Source organism: Stutzerimonas stutzeri, assembly GCF_024448935.1.
Classification (GTDB): Bacteria; Pseudomonadota; Gammaproteobacteria; order Pseudomonadales; family Pseudomonadaceae; genus Stutzerimonas; species Stutzerimonas stutzeri_AO.
This window is the reverse complement of record NZ_JAMOIE010000184.1, coordinates 1-2,649: the sequence shown is the minus strand read 5'-3', so window position 1 is coordinate 2,649 and position 2,649 is coordinate 1. Positions and strand designations below refer to the sequence as shown.

The 2,649-nt window shown below is 61.0% G+C and carries 4 protein-coding genes; 1 reads left to right on the top strand and 3 read right to left on the bottom strand.

What is annotated here, in order from left to right:
* On the bottom strand, nt 1–557 hold a 557-nt coding region (locus tag NA637_RS24525; protein ID WP_256075134.1), incomplete at its 3' end, for a TetR/AcrR family transcriptional regulator.
* A gap of 207 nt (nt 558–764) precedes the next feature.
* Between NA637_RS24525 and NA637_RS24520 the strand changes: the two genes are divergently transcribed.
* A complete protein-coding gene (locus tag NA637_RS24520) occupies nt 765–2,363 on the top strand; it encodes an AMP-binding protein (protein WP_256075132.1) in 1,599 nt (532 codons plus the stop codon).
* 15 nt (nt 2,364–2,378) lie between these two features.
* On the opposite strand, the gene NA637_RS25790 is transcribed toward NA637_RS24520, so the two are convergent.
* Together NA637_RS25790 and NA637_RS24515 are read right to left on the bottom strand one after the other, a co-directional pair.
* Complete coding sequence (locus NA637_RS25790) at nt 2,379–2,480, bottom strand: hypothetical protein (RefSeq protein ID WP_423836764.1); 102 nt, start codon at nt 2,478–2,480, stop codon at nt 2,379–2,381.
* Nucleotides 2,435–2,649 (bottom strand): hypothetical protein (locus tag NA637_RS24515; RefSeq protein WP_256075131.1); only part of this gene is annotated, 215 nt, incomplete at its 5' end. The genes NA637_RS24515 and NA637_RS25790, both read right to left, overlap by 46 nt.

Below are 2,649 nucleotides of genomic sequence, written 5' to 3'. Positions count from 1 at the left end.
CCCCCATGGCGAAACCAGGTGGGCGTCCAGTGGACGGAACCCGCCAGCAACTTGCGCAGGATGTCCGGCTCCATGCTGACAAGCCCGGCTTCATGGGCCTCGCGCAAGGCCCCCAGCCAGATTCCCTCGTACTCTTCACGCAAGCGCAGAATGGTGGCCTTGCCCTCGTCCGAGAGGTTGCGCCACTCGTCCACCATGACGCTCCAGGCTTCGCTAGTCTCGCCATTCATGGCATACAGCTCAACGGAGATCAGGGTCCGCAAGCGCTCTTCGAGGCCGGGACGGGCTTGCAGTGCCCGCTTGAGGCGGGCCAGATTGAGGATGACGCTCTCCTCCATCACCGTACGCAAGATTTCATCCTTGCTGCGGTAATGGTGAAAGATGCTGCCCGGCAGAATACCGGCTTCGCGTCCGATATCCCGCACTTTGGTTTGCAGATACCCCTTACGCCGGAACAGGCTGGCAGCCGTATTCAGCACCGCGCCGCGGGCACTTTTCGGATCGGTGATCCTGCCATCGGCTATCAGTTCGTTACGGATCTCTTCGCTGAATTCCAAGGTTCCGGCTCTCTCGACTGGGTTGGGAAGCGCTTTAAAAACGGCTGCATTCTATAGCAGTCCCGGTGTTACCGGCTACCACGGCACCCACCGGGTACTCGCCCGGATGCCTCCCCCCACATCTCAAACCAATCGCTTGCTCAAAGCCCTCCCATGCACTAGATTCATGCTGACAACAACAATGAACCTGACACAGCGGAGGCTGCAATGGCCAGGCAAGCACAGCATCTGACCGATCCCCTAATGAACATGATCGACAGGGTATGCGCGGGCGATATCCTGACCCGGACAGCGGACCTTTATCCGCACAACGTCGCCCTGGTGGATGACGGCCACACCCTCACCTACAGGGCCTTCGAGGACCAGGCCAATCGTATGGCCAACAGCCTGCTGGGGCTGGGCCTGAAGGCCGGCGAGCCGGTCGGTATCCTGGCCCGTAACGGCATCGAGCTGATGGTGAGCTACATGGCCTGCGCCAAAGCCAACCTGGTATTTGCGCCGGTGAATCTGGGGCTGAAGCCCGATGAGATCGCCTATTGCCTGAAGGACTGCCACACTCGCGTCCTGATCGTTGAAGAAGCCCTGGCCAAGATTGGCCAGACACTGCCGGACCAGCTGCCCGATCTTGAGTTTCTGTACTGGACGGGAAGCGCCGCCCATACCGCCGGCGGCCACACCTGGCAACCTGTGCAGGAGCTGATCGACAAGGGGGACAGCGCAGCGGTTGAAGTGGTCGTGGACGACCGCGATCCGGTCCAGTTGCTCTACACCTCCGGAACCACGGCCAACCCCAAGGGTGTCATGACCAGTCACCTGGCGGTGACCATCACCGCGATGGCCAATATTATCGCCAATCGGTTGCCAGCCGAGGTCGCCACGCTGTGCCAGCTCCCCCTGTTTCACTGCACCGCCGTTAACTGCCTGGCGCTGCCGACGTTCATGATGGGGGGCAAGCTGGTGATGACCAAGGGCTTCGATGCCCGTGAATGCGCCCGGCTGATCGAGGCATACCAGGTCTATCTGCTGGTTTTCCTGCCCATGATGTTCAACGAGATACTGACGGATCCGGAAGCGAGCAAACGGGATTTTTCATCCGTGAAACGCGCCCTCTACGCCATGGCGCCGATGGCAAAATCCAAGCTCCAGGCCATCCATGACGCCTTTCCCAATGCCGACGTGATTCTGGGCTCCGGCCAGACCGAGTTCACCCCGACCACCTGCCTGATCCGGCCGGAACACCAGTGGAGCAAGGCCGGTTCCTGGGGCACCGCCACCCCCATGACCCGGGTCGCCATCATGGATGACCAGGGTCGCCTGCTGCCACCTGGCGAAACCGGCGAAATCGTCTATCGCGGGCCACAGGCGATGATCGAGTATCTGAACCAGCCCGACAAGACGCAAGAGGCCTTCCAGTACGGCTGGTTCCACAGCGGCGACATCGCCTCCCTCGATGAGGACGGCGCCATATGGTTCACCGACCGCAAGAAGGATGTAATCAAGACCGGCGGCGAGAACGTGGCGTCCCTGGAAGTGGAGCGCTGCTTGATCGGCCATCCCAAGGTGGCGGAAGCGGCGGTCGTCGGGCTTCCCCACGAGCACTGGGGCGAGGCCATCACCGCCAATGTCATCCTGATGCCCAACGAAGACATCACCGAGGAGGAGCTGATCGACTACTGCCGGGAGCATCTGGCGGGTTTCAAGGTGCCCAAGGCCATTGTGGTAGTGGACCAGTTCCCACGCACCGGTACCGGCAAGATCCAGAAGCACGTGATCCGCAAGACGATGCAAGGGTACTTTTCGGAATAAGACAAATGAACAACCTCAGACGATCCCCAAGCGCCGGGCGATAGCCACAGCCTGAGTCCGGCTGCTGGCGTTCAGCTTGGAGTTCTTGGAGTTGATGTTGCGTAGATGCGTTCGCACGGTGCTGTCCGAGACGAAGAGTTTCTCCGCCAGGCACTGTTGGAATAGCCCTCGCACAGCAGCTGCAGCACCCGGATTTCCTTGCGGGTGAGGGGATCCAGCAGGGTGCTTTCCGGCTCGCAGGCAGGGGCCTGCTCCTGGATTTCCGGGCCGAAGGCATCCAGCAGCT

Bases quoted from the DNA above. Each gene is read 5' to 3' on its own strand.
- NA637_RS24520 (WP_256075132.1), top strand. From the start codon at position 765: ATGGCCAGGCAAGCACAGCATCTGACCGATCCCCTAATGAACATGATC.